This is a genomic window from Arthrobacter sp. AFG7.2 (assembly GCF_002892835.1).
GTDB lineage: Bacteria > Actinomycetota > Actinomycetes > Actinomycetales > Micrococcaceae > Arthrobacter.
This window is the reverse complement of sequence record NZ_PJMB01000007.1, coordinates 42,622-57,493: the sequence shown is the minus strand read 5'-3', so window position 1 is coordinate 57,493 and position 14,872 is coordinate 42,622. Positions and strand designations below refer to the sequence as shown.

At 65.7% G+C, this 14,872-nt stretch carries 15 protein-coding genes and 6 tRNA genes; 7 read left to right on the top strand and 14 right to left on the bottom strand.

The window, feature by feature from the left end; all coding sequences use genetic code 11:
- Window positions 1–22: 22 nt before the first annotated feature.
- The 4 genes from CXX84_RS13325 to CXX84_RS13310 all read right to left on the bottom strand — a co-directional run bounded on the left by CXX84_RS13325 (window position 23) and on the right by CXX84_RS13310 (window position 3,298).
- On the bottom strand, window positions 23–760 hold the full coding sequence (locus tag CXX84_RS13325; protein ID WP_102977194.1) for an SDR family oxidoreductase: 738 nt from the start codon (window positions 758–760) through the stop codon (window positions 23–25).
- Window positions 757–2,124, bottom strand: a complete 1,368-nt coding sequence (locus tag CXX84_RS13320; protein ID WP_102977193.1) for a DUF6421 family protein — start codon at window positions 2,122–2,124, stop codon at window positions 757–759. The genes CXX84_RS13325 and CXX84_RS13320 overlap by 4 nt, the downstream gene beginning before the upstream one ends.
- Before the next feature lie 143 nt (window positions 2,125–2,267).
- Window positions 2,268–2,795 (bottom strand): peptide-methionine (R)-S-oxide reductase MsrB, encoded by a 528-nt coding sequence (msrB, locus tag CXX84_RS13315; protein WP_223253097.1) that lies wholly within the window; start codon window positions 2,793–2,795, stop codon window positions 2,268–2,270.
- A gap of 14 nt (window positions 2,796–2,809) precedes the next feature.
- Window positions 2,810–3,298 carry a hypothetical protein gene (locus tag CXX84_RS13310; RefSeq protein ID WP_102977192.1) on the bottom strand — a complete coding sequence of 163 codons (489 nt, stop codon included), beginning with the start codon at window positions 3,296–3,298 and terminating at the stop codon, window positions 2,810–2,812.
- A 125-nt stretch (window positions 3,299–3,423) separates the two neighbouring features.
- Here CXX84_RS13310 and CXX84_RS13305 point away from each other — a divergent pair, with 125 nt between their 5' ends.
- On the top strand, window positions 3,424–4,698 hold the full coding sequence (locus tag CXX84_RS13305; protein ID WP_189337594.1) for an alpha/beta hydrolase family protein: 1,275 nt from the start codon (window positions 3,424–3,426) through the stop codon (window positions 4,696–4,698).
- Between the two features lie 11 nt (window positions 4,699–4,709).
- Here the strand turns inward: CXX84_RS13305 and ybaK are convergent, their stop codons facing one another.
- Genes ybaK through CXX84_RS13290 form a run of 3 tightly spaced genes read right to left on the bottom strand, consistent with a single transcriptional unit; the run spans window position 4,710 to window position 6,644 of the window.
- Window positions 4,710–5,207, bottom strand: a complete 498-nt coding sequence (gene ybaK, locus CXX84_RS13300) for a Cys-tRNA(Pro) deacylase (RefSeq protein WP_102977190.1) — start codon at window positions 5,205–5,207, stop codon at window positions 4,710–4,712.
- A 21-nt stretch (window positions 5,208–5,228) separates the two neighbouring features.
- Entirely contained in the window at window positions 5,229–5,690 is a 462-nt protein-coding gene (locus CXX84_RS13295; RefSeq protein ID WP_102977189.1) for a SufE family protein, read from the bottom strand.
- A 30-nt stretch (window positions 5,691–5,720) separates the two neighbouring features.
- Window positions 5,721–6,644: a sulfurtransferase gene (locus tag CXX84_RS13290; protein ID WP_102977326.1), complete on the bottom strand. Its 924-nt coding sequence runs from the start codon at window positions 6,642–6,644 to the stop codon at window positions 5,721–5,723.
- 215 nt (window positions 6,645–6,859) lie between these two features.
- On the opposite strand from CXX84_RS13290, the gene zapE reads away from it, so the two are divergent.
- Window positions 6,860–7,897: a cell division protein ZapE gene (zapE, locus tag CXX84_RS13285; protein WP_102977188.1), complete on the top strand. Its 1,038-nt coding sequence runs from the start codon at window positions 6,860–6,862 to the stop codon at window positions 7,895–7,897.
- A gap of 9 nt (window positions 7,898–7,906) precedes the next feature.
- On the opposite strand, the gene CXX84_RS13280 is transcribed toward zapE, so the two are convergent.
- The 7 genes from CXX84_RS13280 to CXX84_RS13250 all read right to left on the bottom strand — a co-directional run bounded on the left by CXX84_RS13280 (window position 7,907) and on the right by CXX84_RS13250 (window position 10,261).
- The gene (locus tag CXX84_RS13280; protein ID WP_102977187.1) at window positions 7,907–9,148 is read right to left on the bottom strand and encodes a benzoate/H(+) symporter BenE family transporter; all 1,242 of its coding nucleotides are present in this window, start codon (window positions 9,146–9,148) and stop codon (window positions 7,907–7,909) included.
- Window positions 9,149–9,288: 140 nt separating this feature from the next.
- Window positions 9,289–9,552 carry an antitoxin gene (locus tag CXX84_RS13275; RefSeq protein WP_102977325.1) on the bottom strand — a complete coding sequence of 88 codons (264 nt, stop codon included), beginning with the start codon at window positions 9,550–9,552 and terminating at the stop codon, window positions 9,289–9,291.
- 156 nt (window positions 9,553–9,708) lie between these two features.
- Window positions 9,709–9,780: transfer RNA gene (locus CXX84_RS13270), tRNA-Val, on the bottom strand.
- A 42-nt stretch (window positions 9,781–9,822) separates the two neighbouring features.
- A tRNA-Gly gene (locus CXX84_RS13265) sits at window positions 9,823–9,895 on the bottom strand.
- A gap of 59 nt (window positions 9,896–9,954) precedes the next feature.
- Window positions 9,955–10,029, bottom strand: a tRNA-Val gene (locus tag CXX84_RS13260).
- A 41-nt stretch (window positions 10,030–10,070) separates the two neighbouring features.
- A tRNA-Cys gene (locus CXX84_RS13255) sits at window positions 10,071–10,141 on the bottom strand.
- 47 nt (window positions 10,142–10,188) lie between these two features.
- Window positions 10,189–10,261 (bottom strand) — tRNA-Gly (locus tag CXX84_RS13250).
- 303 nt (window positions 10,262–10,564) lie between these two features.
- On the opposite strand from CXX84_RS13250, the gene CXX84_RS13245 reads away from it, so the two are divergent.
- The 5 genes from CXX84_RS13245 (at window position 10,565) to CXX84_RS13225 (ending at window position 14,803) form a co-directional block, all read left to right on the top strand.
- Window positions 10,565–10,636, top strand: a tRNA-Val gene (locus CXX84_RS13245).
- 104 nt (window positions 10,637–10,740) lie between these two features.
- Window positions 10,741–11,601, top strand: coding sequence for a cytochrome (locus CXX84_RS13240; RefSeq protein ID WP_102977186.1), 861 nt, complete (start codon window positions 10,741–10,743; stop codon window positions 11,599–11,601).
- Between the two features lie 78 nt (window positions 11,602–11,679).
- A complete protein-coding gene (gene def / locus CXX84_RS13235; RefSeq protein ID WP_102977185.1) occupies window positions 11,680–12,279 on the top strand; it encodes a peptide deformylase in 600 nt (199 codons plus the stop codon).
- Window positions 12,276–13,196, top strand: coding sequence for a methionyl-tRNA formyltransferase (fmt, locus tag CXX84_RS13230; RefSeq protein ID WP_102977184.1), 921 nt, complete (start codon window positions 12,276–12,278; stop codon window positions 13,194–13,196). Before def ends, fmt begins: the two co-directional genes overlap by 4 nt.
- The gene (locus tag CXX84_RS13225) at window positions 13,193–14,803 is read left to right on the top strand and encodes an RsmB/NOP family class I SAM-dependent RNA methyltransferase (protein ID WP_102977183.1); all 1,611 of its coding nucleotides are present in this window, start codon (window positions 13,193–13,195) and stop codon (window positions 14,801–14,803) included. Before fmt ends, CXX84_RS13225 begins: the two co-directional genes overlap by 4 nt.
- The last annotated feature ends 69 nt before the right edge of the window (window positions 14,804–14,872 follow it).

Sequence of the window (14,872 nt, the reverse complement as noted above, 5' to 3'; positions counted from 1 at the left end):
CACGCTTTCAGTCTAAGTAAAGTCAGGCCGCCAGCAGCAGTCGGGTGCCGTTCAGTTCAGTGGCCGGGGCATCAAAGAGTCCGACGACGGCGCGCGCCAGGTCCTCGACGTCCGTTGCCCCCGGGAAGGAACGCTCCGGGTGGCTGCGGCGGAGCCCCTCATCCACGAGCGCCTTAACGACCAGGATGACGGCGGCTGCCGGGCCGCCGGTGCCCTGCGCCGCAGCCCGGCGGAAGCCGTCCGCGACGGCCATGGTCCAAGCCTCGGCTGCGGCCTTCGCCGCAACGTAGCTGGCCGTTGCTGCGGAGGGCCTGCTGACGGCAGTGGAGGACACCATGGCGAACCGCCCGTTCGGGGAGGCGGCAACGTCGTCGTAGAAAACCCGTGAGACGTTGCGGAGCGTGCTGACGGCTCCCCGTTCGAGGAAGTCCCAGTCCTCGTCGGTCTGGTCGGCGATTCCCTGCGCGCCCCGCCAGCCGCCCACCAGATGGATGACGGCATCGACCGGACCGGCAACGGCGGACACGTCTTTCCGCAGCTGCCGGACGTCGTCAAGCCGGGCGAGGTCGCACACGAACGGGGTAACGCCGTCGCCCGCCTGTTCCGCCGCCGTCGTGATCCTTGCCTGGTCCGTACCGACGGTGAAAACGCGGTGGCCCGCGTTCCGAAGCGCGCGGGCCACCGCTACGCCGGAGGCTCCACTGCCGCCCGTGACCAGGATCTTCAGCTGCGGGCGGGCTGCACCAGCGTTGTCAGTCACAGGGCGGAGGCTCCGGTGATGCCTGCCGTGGATTCGATGACAAGGCGCATTTTCTTCTCCAGCGCTTCGTAGAACATGGACAGCGGGAATTCGTCATCCAGGACCTGGTCCGTCAGGCCACGCGGGGCACCTGACAGGGGCAGGGCATCCGGACCCTTTGCCCAGACTGATGCCGGGTGGGGCGTGACCGTGCCGGAGATCAGTTGGTAGGCGGCCAGCCAGTGCGCGGTCTTCGGGCGGTCGATGGAGCGCCAGTAGAGGTCGTCGATGCTGTCGCCAAGGGCGATGACGGCGCCGGCTACTTCGTTCCAGTCGATGGTGAGCCGGGTGTCGGTCCAGTGCAGGACCCGCTGCTGGTGCAGCCACGCGAAGAGGAGCTGGCCGCCGAGGCCGTCGTAGTTGCGGACCCGGCTGCCGGTGATCGCAAAGCGGAAGATGCGGTCAAAAATGATGGCGTACTGGACAAGCCTGGCGTGGCGGCGTGCTTCCGGGTCGGCGTCGTCGTCGTTTTCGATCCGGACTGATTCACGGAAGGCAGTGAGGTCACAGCGGAGTTCTTCAAGGGAGTACAGGAAGAATGGCATCCGCTGCTTGATCATAAAGGGATCGAAGGGGAGGTCCCCGCGCATGTGGGTCCGGTCGTGGATCAGGTCCCACATAACAAAAGTGGCCTCGGTCAGGTCCTGGTCAGCCAGCATTTCCGCAGCGCCTTCCGGCAACTCCAGGCACGTGGTTTCAGCCGCGGCTTTGAGGACCCGGCGGAACCTCGCGGCCTCGCGGTCAGCGAAGATGGCTCCCCAGGTGAACGTGGGGGTCTTGCTGACGGCGACAGTCTCGGGGAACAGCACGGCCGAGTTGGTGTCATAGCCAGCAGTGAAGTCCACGAAGCGGATGGGGACGAACAGCTTGTTCGAGTAGTCGCCCGCCTCGAGGCCGGCGATGAACTCAGGCCAGATAACCTCCACCAGGACCGCTTCCACCAGGCGGTTGGTGCTGCCGTTCTGGGTGTACATCGGGAAGATGACCAGATGCTGGAGGCCGTTCCGGCGCTGTTCCTGCGGCTGGAAAGCAAGGAGGGAGGACAGGAAGTCCGGAGTGGTGAAACCTGCGCCGGCCCAGGCGGCGAAGTCCGTGCAGACAGCTTCCAGATACGCGGCGTCGTGCGGGAATGCGGGGGTGAGGACACGGATGGCGTCTATGATTTCCTCAACGCGGGCAGCTGCGCTGGCGTGGTGTGCGGCGTCGGGAATGGAGCCGTCCTGCACCTGGTATGACTGAAGGGCAGTGGCGGCGTTCTTCAGCCGCACCCACTCCTGGTTTTCGGCGGAAATTCCGGTGACGGCGGTGGTCAGCGTTTCGGTCATCGTCGGCTGCCTTTCTGGTTGCTTGCTAACTATGGCGAGCGTAGCAAGCAACCAGAACGGCTAATCCCAATACGGCCTTAGCCTAAGAAGGACTTGGCCTAGGGTGCATCGTCAGCAGTGGGAGCAAGCCCTTTGCTGGGGGTTCAGTCCTCAGCTTGGGTTGCGCTGACCTGCGGATCCTCGTCCTGGACCAGGCGGATGGAGACGGAGTTGATGCAGTAGCGCTGGTCGGTCGGGGTTCCGTACCCCTCACCTTCGAAGACGTGGCCCAGGTGGGAGTCGCACGTTGCGCAACGGACCTCCACCCGCTCCATGCCCAGCGTCCGGTCGTGAATGTAACGGACATTTCCTTCAGCCAGTGGGGCCCAGAAGGACGGCCAGCCGCAGTGGGAATCAAACTTTTCGTTGCTGGTGAAGAGCTCCGCACCGCACGCACGGCACTGATACACGCCGGCTGTGTGCGTGTCCCAGTACTCCCCGGTGTAGGGACGCTCGGTCCCGGCCTGGCGGAGCACCTGGTATTCCTCCGGCGTGAGTTCCTGGCGCCACTGTTCGTCGGTTTTCTCCACGCGCTTGCCGGCAGTGCCGGCGCCCCCCGGCGCTGCCTCCTGTGCAGGTGCAGGTGTATGCGGGGCGTTCTGTCCGAAGATACTGTTTCCGAAGATGCTCATAGCCTTGTCAACGCTCACGAGTCGCCAATAAATCCCGAGCCTGCGTACAGGTGCAACACCGGCACGCCCAGCTGGTCCTGCGCCTTGTTGGCCCAGTCCGTATGGAAGGTATCAGCGACAGCGTGCGGCCGGGTGATCACCACTGCCTGCGCGGCACCGGTTTCACGGACTTTGGCAACGAGTCCGTCCACAGCTCCGCCTTCCACGACTTCCCCGGTAAGTCCGGTACCCAGCCCTTCCAGTGCTGCCAGTGAGACGGCGAGGGTTTCCGCGGCCTGTACCCGTTCCTGCGCCGGGTCCGTATGGGAAGTCAGTTCCCGGAATGCCTTCGCGATGTCCAGCAGTGAGAGGTTTTCGAGGAAGTCCACCAGCAGGTGCCGTTCGGTATTTGCCGGCACCAGGACAACCAGGCGGGTGTCCCCGCCGTCCACCAGGCGCTCGATGTTCAGGCGGTCGTCCGCCCCCAGGGGTTCTTCGGTCAGGATGACGATGGGTTCACTCATGGCCCTAGCCTAGCCTTGCAGCCCGGGGCTGCGCAGGGGAACCGCTTATGTCCGGAAGCGCGGGCCGGCGCTGATGGTCCGCGGCGGAATGCGGGCTTCAGCGCCGGGGCGGTAAGAATAGTTCCATGGCACCTTTCCAGCGAACCAGCCCCGCTCCCGTTAACAGCAGCCCCGATTCCGGAGGAATGTCGCTGCGGACCAAGTGGGCAATAGGCGGAGCGATTGGCGGGGGCAGCCTGGCGGGGCTGCTGGCAACCGGTTCATCGGCGCTCGCGGTGTACTTTGCGCGGCGGGTCATCACACCGGCGCGGCAACGGGCCGCCGACCAGGAGATGCTGGCCCTCATTCGGGACGGCCACAGGCAGCAGGCCATTTTTGCCGCCACGGACGACACCACGGTGGACGGCGTCTACGGCTTCTTTTTCGACGGCGGAAAGGGACACGCACGTATCGGCCGCATCGTCTCCTACTCGCCCGCAGAGCGGACAGTTCTCCGGGAGGTGGAGGCGGTCTATTCAGGCGACCTTTCCGCTGCCCGCCGCGGCTGGTGGAGCGGTGCCGTCCACCCGGACCCGGCCGCCGTCGGAATCCCGCACGAGGAAGTGATGATCGACGTGGACCGGGGTCAGGCCCCGGCCTGGCTGGTCCGCGCGGGCGGGACCCCGCGCACCTGGGCGGTCATGGTTCACGGCCGCGGGGCCACCCGGCAGGAGGCCCTGCGCGCTGTTGGCCCCGCGCTGGAGCTGGGACTCACCAGCCTCCTCGTGTCCTACCGCAACGACGGCCTTGCCCCCTCCGCGGACGACGGCCGCTACGGCCTTGGCTCAACGGAATGGCGGGACGTCGAGGCGGCCATGGAGTACGCGTTGGCCAACGGTGCGGAAGAAATTGTGTTGTTCGGCTGGTCCATGGGCGGAGCCATTTGCCTGCAAACGGCCGACCTCTCCCGTTACCGCCACTTGATCCGGGCGATGGTGCTGGATGCGCCCGTCACCGACTGGGTCAACGTACTGGCCCACCATGCGCAGCTGAACAGGATTCCTTCGCTGGTGGGCCGGTACGGCCAGCTCATGCTGGGGCATCCCTTGGGGCGGCGGCTGACGGGGCTGTCCGCACCCGTCGACCTGAAGGTCATGGACTGGGTGTCGCGGGCAGTTGAACTGCGGACTCCCACGCTGATCCTGCACAGTGTCGACGACGAATATGTGCCGTACGGGCCCTCCGCACTGCTGGCCGAACGCAACCCCGAGATGGTGACCTTCGAGCCCTTTCACCAGGCGCGGCACACCAAGGAATGGAACGTTGACCCGGAGCGTTGGGAAAGCCGGGTCAAGGCGTGGCTCCGGCAGCAGCTTGCACCCAGGCTGAACCCGGGCGCCTTGAGCTCAATGACTCTGTGAACTCAAGGCTTTCAGGACGCCGGCGAGCCGATGGGCGCGGTAACGGCTTCCGTAAGGCGGACCAGGTCGGCGGGTGCCAACTCGATGTCCAGGCCGCGCTTTCCGCCGGAGACCAGCAGGGTGTCCAGGCCCAGCGCGCTTGAGTCCAGCACGGTGGGGGAGGGCAGCCGTTGGCCCAGCGGTGAGATGCCGCCGACCACATAGCCGCTGCGCCGCTGGGCCGCGGCGGGATCTGCCATTACCGCTTTTTTGGCTCCCAACGCGGCGGCGAAGGCCTTGAGGTCCAGGGTTCCACTGACGGGCACGACGCCCACCGCCAGCTTTCCCTCGACCTCCACCATCAGGGTCTTGAAGACCCGTGACGGATCAATGCCGAGTACCTCGGCCGCTTCCGCCCCGTAACTGGTTGCGGAGGGATCGTGGCTGTAGGGGTGCAGCACAAAGGGAACCCCGGCCGCGGTCAGAGCCGCTGTGGCCGGGGTTCCCTGTGAGGCGCTTTTGCGTGCCATGGATGTTCGTCGCGAAGCAGGCTAGGAGCGCGCGGCGGACGAAGCGGCAACTTTGCGCTTGATCCTTCCCAGCATCGCCGTCATGCCCCGCATGCGCAGTGGCGTGATGGCCCGGGTGAGGCCGAGAAGCTCCGGCATGTCATCGGGAACCGACAGAATCTCTTCAGCGGAGAGTCCGTCCAGGCCCTCATGCAGAACGCCGGCAAAACCGCGCGTTGTAGGAGCTTCGGCGGGCGCCTTGAAGAAGAGCCGGACGGCGGAGGCGCTGCCGTCGTCGTCCTTCTCTGTCTCAACGGTGAGGAACAGCGGCGACTGGCACTCCACCACCTGTTCCAGCAGTTCGGGGTGGTCCTTGAGCCGGTCCGGAAGCTCCGGCAGTCCCTCCGAGAATTCCAGCAGCAGCTGCAGCCGCTCGGGTTCGGTAAGGGCCTGGAAGTCGTCCACGATCTCCGCCAGGGAGGAAGGCAGGGCTTGAGTAGTCATCGGTCCAATTCTACGCGGGGAGGAAACCGGTCACACTCCTGCCGGGACAGGAAAGGAACCGCGCTCGGCGCCCTTGGCGATCGGCACGCGGACAGCGTTGCCCCACTCGGTCCAGGATCCGTCGTAGTTGCGGACGGAATCGAAGCCCAGGAGGTACTTGAGGGCGAACCAGGTGTGGCTGGAACGCTCGCCAATTCGGCAGTAGGCTACGACGTCGTCCCCTTCCGTCAGGCCTGCTTCGCCCAGGTAGAGGGTCTCGAGTTCGTCGCGGCTGCGGTAGGTGCCGTCAGCAGCGGCGGCCCGTGCCCAGGGAATGGAAGCGGCGGTGGGGATGTGTCCGCCGCGAAGCGCGCCTTCCTCAGGGTAGGCAGGCATGTGGGTGCGCTGGCCGGTGTATTCCTCAGGGGAGCGGACGTCGATGAGGGGCTTGCCGAAGTGCGCCAGGACATCCTCCTTGAACGCACGGATGGGAGCGTCGTTGCGCTCAACCTCCGGGTAGCTGCCACGTGCGGGGGTGGTCTTTTCCCTGGTCAATTCCCTGCCTTCGGCAATCCACTTGTCCCGGCCGCCGTCGAGCAGGCGTACGTCCTCGTGTCCGAAAAGCGTGAAGACCCAGAGTGCGTAGGCGGCCCACCAGTTGGACTTGTCGCCGTAGATGACCACGGTGGTGTCCCGCGAGATGCCTTTGGATGCCGCGAGCTCAGCGAAGGCAGCCCCGTCCACGTAGTCACGGGTCACCTCGTCGTTCAGGTCCGTGTGCCAATCGATTTTTACGGCTCCGGGGATATGGCCGGTTTCGTACAGCAGCACGTCTTCATCGGATTCAACCACTACCAGTCCGCCATTGGCGACCGCACCGCTTTCGATCGCTGCGGCAAGCCATTCGGTGGATACCAGCCGTTCGGGATGGGCGTAGGCTGCGAACTTGTCATTCTGTTCAACGGGGTAGGGCATGATCTGGCCTTTCACTTGGGGGCACGGATGTCCGCGGGACCGGCATGGGGACCTGCTCCCACACTAGACAGCGCCGGGGCGCGTGTCCGTATTCCGGTAACAGGACGAAATGTTGCCTTCATCACCCCGGGCCGGGCCGGCGTCCGGACTGCCCCAAGCGGGGATGCATTGCCGGTATCCTTTCTGGGGACCAACCACCAGCAGAACGGACCCCCTTGGTACAGATCGAACAGCTTGCCGCCCGCACTCCGGCAGTTTCGGTGGATGAGCTCCTCAAAGGCTTTTATCCGTCGCCGCGGTTCGGCCAGGTCTCCTTTTCCAGCTACCGCCCCGATCCCCGGCAGCCCAGCCAGTCAGCGGCCGTCCGGGCCCTGGAGGGGTTCGCCGAGGGTGTGGGATCCTCTGGCGGAGGCGGCTTGTTCAGCAAGTTCTTCGCCAAAAAGGACGAGTCCCGCGCCGGCATTTACCTCGATGGCGGGTTCGGCGTCGGCAAGACCCACCTGCTGGCATCCCTGTGGCACGCAACGCCCGGCCCTAAAGCCTTCGGTACCTTCGTGGAATACACCAATTTGGTGGGCGCCCTGTCCTTCCGCAAAACCGTTGACGCCCTCAGCAGCTACAAACTCGTCTGCATTGACGAGTTCGAACTGGACGATCCGGGCGACACCGTCCTGATGTCCCGGCTGATGCGCGAGCTCGCAGACGCCGGAGTGAAACTTGCCGCCACCTCCAACACCCTGCCCGGATCCCTGGGCGACGGCAGGTTCGCTGCTGTGGACTTCCAGCGTGAAATCCAGGTACTTGCGGACCAGTTTGACGTTATCCGGATTGACGGCGAGGACTTCCGCCACCGCGGGCTCCCGGCAGCTCCGGCACCGCTCAAGAACAGCGAGCTCTCCTCGCACATGAAGGCGGAGTTCGACGGGAAAACCGTGGCCCAGGACGAGTTCAGCACCTTGATCCACCACTTGGCCGGCGTGCACCCCAGCCGCTACCGCCAGTTGATTGACGGCATCGACGGTGTTGTGTGGCGGAACGTTCATACCATCACGGAGCAGGCGGTGGCGCTGCGGTTCGTGGTGCTGGCTGACAGGCTGTACGACAAGGACGTGCCGATCCTCGCCAGCGGTGTTCCGTTCGACCAGCTCTTCACGGAGGAAATGATGACGGGCGGTTACATGAAAAAGTACTTCCGGGCCGTATCCCGCCTCACCGCCCTGGCCCGTGAAGGCCAGAACCACGAACCGTCCTAGCGGCTTTCCCTATCCCTGGGCTGCAGTTCCCCGAGCTGCAGTCGTGCCTCGCGGCCTGAGCAGCCGGCGGACCAGCAGGCCGGCCGCCAGGGCCCAGAATGCGGACCCAATGCCGAAGAAGGCAAGGCCGGAGGCAGCCATCAGGAAAGTGACCGCCGGTGCCATCCTGTCTCCCGGGTCGGACAGCGCGGCTGAAACAGAGCCTGCCAGCGTGCCAAGGAGCGCAAGGCCGGCCACTGCCTCGAGCATTCCTGGCGGGGCTGCGGTGGCCAGGGTCACCAGCGCAGCCGAGAACGCGGCCAGCACCAGGTAGGCGATGCCGGACGTGAATCCGGCCACCCACCGGCGGCTGCGGTCCGGTCCCGCTTCTTCACCTGCTGCAAGGGCGGCGCTGAGCGCGGCGAGGTTTATTGCGTGGGCGCCGAATGGCGCTGAGAGTACGGTCCCGGCACCGGTCACCAGCATGGCCGCGCGCCAGGGGGTGTGATAGTCGAACGACCGGAGCACAGCCACGCCGGGAACATTCTGCGAAGCCATGGTCACCACAAAAAGGGGCAGCGCTATGCCCGCCATCGCCTCGAGGGTGAAAGTCGGCGCAGTCCAGACCAGCGCCGGCAGAATGCCTGCCTTTCCCGGGGAGGCGCCACCGGTCGCAAGGGAGGCTGCGATCACCACAAGGGCCACCAGCAGGGCGGCCGGCACGGACCAGCGTGGTGCGTACTTCATCATCAGCAGCCAGCACAGGATGACCGGGGCGACGAACAGCGGGACAGTTCCCAGCGCCGTGAACGGAGCGAGGCAGAGCTGCAGCAGGACACCGGCGAGCATCGCCTGCGCAAGCGTTGCCGGAATCCTTGCCATCAGCCGCCCCAGGGCCGGGACCAGGCCGGTCATGGCTATCAGGATCCCGGTGGCAAGGAAGGCCCCGACGGCGGCCGGCCAGCCGCCGTCGGCCAATCCCGAGGTTGCCAGCAGGGCTGCGCCGGGCGTGGACCATGCGAGCGTCACCGGCACTTTGGAACGCCAGGACAGCCACAGCACGCCGAGGCCGACGGCCAGAGTAAGCGCCAGGAGTCCGGATGCGGCCTGTGCGGGATCGGCGCCCACTGCCCTGAGGCCGGCCAGGACCACAGCGAAGGACGACGTAAAGCCCACCAGGGCGGTGACGATGCCTGCCACAACCGGCCGGGAATCAAGCCGTGGGCGGCCGGAGGCCCGGTGTGCCTTGGGGAGTGCGGGGGACTTCGCCATAGGGGCAGGTTACCGGTCCAAATCAGTGAATTCTCAATCGCGACGGCAGCGCCGGTTAAACGCCAAAGGTGCGGGTGCCGCCTCCCGGCGGGACCCGCACCCCCTTGACGTGCTAGGGCAAGGCCCTGGCCAAATCCTGTTTACGGAGTCCTGTCAACCGGCGGAACCGGGTTGACGGGAGTGACCGGGGGAACCTGCTCGGCAGCTGGTGCCTGTCCCGGTGTGCCGTTCTTGTCAATGAGCTTGGAAGCGCCATCCTGGACCTTGTTGACGTGGCCCGAGTACTTGCCTCCGGTCTTGGTGTCAACAAAATCACCGGCCTTGGTGATGCCGTTCTTGATGGCCTGCTCGTTGCCGCGGATAAGACCTTGAGCCTTGCCCTTTAGATCGCCAATCAGTCCCACGAGCACCTCCCTTCAATCGCGGAGCCAGGTCGCTCCTCCGCATTCGATCCTAGCGCCGGGGAGGGGGCCTGCCAAGGAAAACAGGGGGTTTGGACGTTCGCCCGCAGCGGATGCATCCGGGCAAGAAAAAAGCAGCTCCGGGGGAGCTGCTGAATGTGGGCGATACTGGGATCGAACCAGTGACCTCTTCCGTGTCAGGGAAGCGCGCTACCGCTGCGCCAATCGCCCGGAACCGGAAGACCGGCTGATGGGATTTCAGGGAAATAAGAGAGCGGACGACGAGATTCGAACTCGCGACATCCACCTTGGCAAGGTGGTGCTCTACCAGCTGAGCTACGTCCGCAGATATGAAGTGCGCTCCGACAAAAGCCGGCCGAACTGCATGAAGCAAGTTTCCTTGCCTGGTGGGCGATACTGGGATCGAACCAGTGACCTCTTCCGTGTCAGGGAAGCGCGCTACCGCTGCGCCAATCGCCCATGTCCATCCGGATATTCTCCGGAAACCATGGTTTTCACCGAGGTGGGTACGGGATTCGAACCCGTGTATACGGCTTTGCAGGCCGCTGCCTCGCCTCTCGGCCAACCCACCGTGTAAGCGTCCATTCCGAGGAACGTTTGCTGTGACAGTGTCCTGCGAGCGGACGACGAGATTCGAACTCGCGACATCCACCTTGGCAAGGTGGTGCTCTACCAGCTGAGCTACGTCCGCATTTTGAAGCATGATTCACTGCCGTTCCCGGCAATTCCTCGCGTTCCAACGAGTAAAAACAATATAGGAGGTTCAGGGATTCTCCAAATCGCCGCTGCGCTGTTTCCGGTTTCTGACCCTGCTTCCCAGTGTTGGCGCGGCAGAAAAGGAGTTACATGGGTGTAATTCACGACGACGGGACGCGCCCTGGGTGCCTCCCGTTGACGTACGCAGCCTGGCCGGGCCTCCCTGCGCCGTCAGGCGGTGCCTGCCAGTGCCGATTTTTGAATTGGGTGCGGCGTCAGCTAGCATTCAAGTGCATCAGGGCGATTGGCGCAGTGGTAGCGCGCTTCGTTCACACCGAAGAGGTCACTGGTTCGAACCCAGTATCGCCCACCGCACAAGGTCCGTTTCCGCTCGTTCTATAGCGGAAACGGACCTTTTTTGTGCGCGGAACTGTGCCTGCAGATTTTGTCGGCCCCCTGTGAAAGAGTTTTTCTATGACAGCCCCCCTTCTCGCCCATGCCACCGAATACGGCCGGATGTACGCCCGGTCCACCTCGGAACAGTTCTCCGTTCCGTCCATCACCACAGTCATCAGCCAGCAGCCGCACGGGCTGGACGGCTGGTTCGGCTACATGGGAGCGAGCAGCCTGGCCAAGGATCCCCTGCTGGCTGATTGCCTCGGCAGCCCTGCCAAGATCCGCCAGGCTGTCAGCCGCGCGGCCAAGGCAGCCGAGACCTACCGTGATGACGCCGCCAGGCGCGGGGACCGGGTGCACAACTACTGCGAGCAGGTCGCGCTCCGTGCCCTGGGCCGCCCGCACACCATGAAGGAGGCCCGCGAGGCCCTGGCCGCCAACGGGGAGGAGGCCTTCGCGGTGCGCTTTGACGAATGGTGGGAGCTGTTCAGGGTGGAGCCCATCGCCCCGGAAATCACCGTCTGGAACAACGCGGTGGGATATGCAGGAACCCTGGACCTGGTGGCCCGCATCAACGGCCGCGTCTGCCTCATCGACTACAAAACCAAGGGCACCACCCGGGACGGCCTGGTCAAACCGCTCGATGACAAAGTGGTGATGCAGCTCGTCGCCGGGATGAAGGCGGAAGAGAGCCTGGTTGATCCCGAGGCCGGGACCTGGGAGCCGTGGAAATACGGCGAGGACCCCGTCCTGCTGGCGGTGGCCATCGGTGAAACGGAGGTTCGTCCGGTGCGGGCCAACCCCGAGGTCCTCAAGCACCACTGGTGGAAGTTCTGCGCCCTGCGGCGGGTATGGGAACTCAACGCGGATACCATCAGCGCCGGCGCCGCGCTGCTTCCCATCGCCCCGCCGCCGCTGGCGCAGGTGCAGACTGCCTAAGAACCTGTCTGCCCTTAAGGTGTCAGCGCCTAAACTGGACAGGTTCCCTTTACCGCCAACCGTAAGGAAATACTCCGCATGGCAATCCTGAATATCCGCATCATTGGCGATCCCGTGCTGCGCACAGTGGCCGATCCCGTGACGGATTTCGGGCCTGAGCTGGCCAAGCTGGTCGCTGACATGACCGAAACCATGGAGGACGTGGACGGCGCAGGCCTCGCGGCGCCACAGGTGGGCATCAGCCAGCGGGTTTTCACCTACCGGATCGACGGCGTTGAGGGACACATCATCAACCCCGTGCTGGAAAACAGCGAGGATTACCAGCCCGACCAGGTGGAGGGCTGCCTGTCCATCCCCGGGCTCGGCTTCCCTGTGCGGCGTTTCCGCTCCACGCGGGTAACCGGCGTGGATATGCAGGGAAACCCCGTCACAGTGGAAGGCGAAGGCATGCTGGCGCGGTGCTTCCAGCACGAGAACGACCATTTGGACGGCATCCTCTACACGGACCGGCTGGAGGGGGAGGACCGTAAAGCAGCCCTGCGGTCAATCCGTAACGCCAGCTACGGTTCCGTCACCGAGCGGACCACCGCGAAGCGTGCCAAGACGGTAGGTTCCAGTTTCGGCGGCGCCGCACCCGGCTCAAGCTTCGGCGCCGGCGGGGCCGGTCACGCAGGGTGAGGGTCCTGTTTGCGGGAACCCCCGCCGTCGCTGTCCCTTCCCTTGATGCACTGGTCCAGGCAGGCTTTGACGTCGTTGCCGTGTTGACCCGTCCTGATGCCCCCGTGGGCCGGAAGCGTGTGCTCACGCCGTCGCCGGTTGCTGCATGCGCGGCCGAACTGGGCATTGAGGTCATTCACGCGGCCCGCGTGGATGCCGCCGCCACTGCCCGAATTTCAGCGGTTAACCCCGATGTCGCAGCCATCGTCGCGTACGGCGGACTGGTTCCGCCCGCGGCCCTCGCCATACCCCGGCACGGCTGGATCAACCTGCACTTTTCCCTGCTGCCTGCATGGCGCGGTGCGGCACCGGTACAGCGTGCCGTCATGGCCGGGGACGACGTGACGGGCGCTGTGACTTTCCTCCTTGAAGAGGGGCTGGACACAGGTCCCGTCTTCGGCACCTTGACGGAATCCGTGGGGCCGGAAGACACAGCGGGTGAACTCCTGGAGCGGCTCTCGCACAGCGGCGCGGTCCTCCTGGCCCGGACGCTGTCTGCCATCGAGGCAGGTAAAGCTTCTGCCCAGCCCCAGGCCGGCGACGTTTCCCTGGCGCCCAAGCTGACCCTGGAGGATGGCCACCTGAACTGGAATCACCCCGCGCTGGCCATCGGGCGGCAGGCCCGCGGCGTCACACCCGAACCAGGTGCGTGGACTGTCCTGGACGGGCAACGGGTCAAGCTGGAGCCGGTCCTGATGAGGCCCGATGTTACCGGCGTTGCTCCCGGGGCCTTGTCCCTCCAGGGCAAGAGCGTGCTGGTGGGAACAGGGTCCCACGCTGTGGAGCTGACCCGGATCCAGCCTGCGGGCAAAAAGATGATGGCCGCTGCTGATTGGGCACGCGGTTTGGCTTCCCATGAAAGCGTGGTGTTCGAATGAGCGGCTCCGGCGGCAATTCAGGTGGACGCGGCAGCGGCGGGCAGGGCAACACCGGCCGAGGCAGTGGCGGGCAGGGCAACACCGGGCAGGGCGGCGGCCGCGGCAAGGGAGGACCCCGGGACAACAGCCGGCGAAACGCCCAGGGCCGTGAACGTAACCGCGGTCCGCAGCGGAGCTTCACGGAGAATGCGCCCTCCCAGCGGACGCGCCGGGCAGACCCCGCCCGGCTGGTGGCCTTCGAAGTCCTGCGTGCCGTCTCGGCCGAGGACGCCTACGCCAATCTGGTGCTGCCGGCCCGGATCCGCCACCACGGACTGGACAAGCGCGATGCCGGCTTCGCCACCGAATTAACGTACGGCGCCCTGCGCGGGCAAGGCACCTACGACGCCATCCTCGCCCGCTGCGTCGACCGACCCCTGGACCAGCTCGATCCTGCTGTCCTGGACGCTCTGCGCATTGGAGTTCACCAGCTGCTGGCCATGCGCGTACCCGCACACGCGGCCCTGGACCAGACCGTCGGCCTGGCCCGCGCCGTCATTGGCGCCGGTCCGTCAGCCCTCATCAACGCCGTGCTGCGGAAAGTTGCCGTCCACACCCTTGAGGAGTGGCTGGACCTATTGGTTGCAGGAGAAACCGACGAGACGAAGATCGCTGCCCTCCGTTACGCCCATCCGGAGTGGATAGTCCGTGCCATGCGCCAATCCCTGGTGGCACATGGACGCCCCGCAGGCGAAATTAACACCCTGCTGGAAGCTGACAACGCTGCTCCGGTGGTCAACCTGGTAGCCCTGCCGGGCCTCGGCAGCCTGGACGAGGCACTGGAAAATGGTGCCACCCCCGGCGAGCTGGTCGAGGGGTCGGCGCTCTCCAGCGGCGGGGACCTGGGACGGTTCTCCTCGGTCCGGGAGGGAAGCACCCGCGTCCAGGACGTCGGTTCCCAGCTCGTGGCCAGGGCCATGGCAGGCGTTGCCCTCAGCAAGCCAGACAACCGGCCCGGGAACGTACAGGCCGAGGCGTGGCTGGACCTGTGTGCCGGCCCCGGCGGAAAGGCCGCCCTGCTCGGTGCACTGGCAACCCAACAGGGCGCCACGCTGCTGGCCAACGAGCCGGCACCACACCGCGCCAAGCTGGTCAGCCAGGCTCTCGCGGCCGTGCCGCGGGAAACCTGGCAGGTCCGGACAGGCGACGGCCGCGAGGTGGGCTCCGAAAAACCCGGCGCCTTCGACCGCGTCCTTGTGGATGTCCCCTGCAGCGGGCTCGGCGCTTTGCGGCGCCGGCCGGAGTCCCGGTGGCGCCGTTCACCAAATGACCTGGCGGACCTTGGTCCGCTGCAGCGTGAACTGCTTGCGTCCGCCCTTGCCGCCGTCCGGCCAGGGGGAGTTGTGGCGTACGTGACCTGCTCGCCGCACCCGGCGGAGACAACGGCTGTGGTTGCCGACGCCCTCCGCAAGCGTGACGACCTGGAGCTCCTGGACGCCGGAGCAGCGCTGGACGCGGTGAGCCTTCCGGGAAGGCTGGACGCCGGCCACGAGTCCACCGCGCAGCTCTGGCCCCACATCCACGGCACAGACGCCATGTTCCTGGCGCTTATCCGCAAGAAGGCGTAAGCGAAAAGGATCCCGGCCGAAGAATGCCCGCGCCGCAGCCCGTGGCGGCGGTGCCGTCCGTTGCTCCCT